1 pseudogene is annotated in these 435 nt (G+C 63.2%); it reads left to right on the forward strand.

The window, feature by feature from the left end:
• Window positions 1–435 (forward strand): annotated as a pseudogene (locus AB4Z35_RS30625) (GntR family transcriptional regulator); the annotation flags it as partial.

Raw genomic sequence — 435 nt, forward strand, 5'->3', positions numbered from 1 at the left:
GCACCAGCCTGGTCGGCTTGATCGTCCCCAGCCTCAGGAACGCGCTGTATGCGGAGACGATCCAGGGCATCTCCGATGTCCTGCAGCGCCACGGCCTGCACCTGATGATTTCGGACAGCGGGTATTCGCTGGAGCGCGAGGAAGCGTTGATCTCGGCCTACCTGTCCCAGCGGCCATGTGGCCTCATCCTGCACAACACCACGCATACGGAAGCGGCCCGCCACCTGCTCCAGGATGCCGGCGTGCCCTGCGTGGAAACCGGCAACCTGACGACGCAGCCGATCGATATGGCCGTCAGTTACTCGAATCGGGAAGCGGGGCGGGCCATGGCGAACCATCTGCTATCGCGGGGATATCGCAGGTTTGGATTTGCCAGTCTTCCCATCAGCGATAACGAGCGTTTGCGCGAGCGGCGCGACGGCTTTTTCGACGGAC

Origin of the sequence: Pseudomonas sp. KB_15 (genome assembly GCF_052114525.1) — a bacterium.
In the GTDB taxonomy this organism is placed as follows: Bacteria; Pseudomonadota; Gammaproteobacteria; order Pseudomonadales; family Pseudomonadaceae; genus Aquipseudomonas.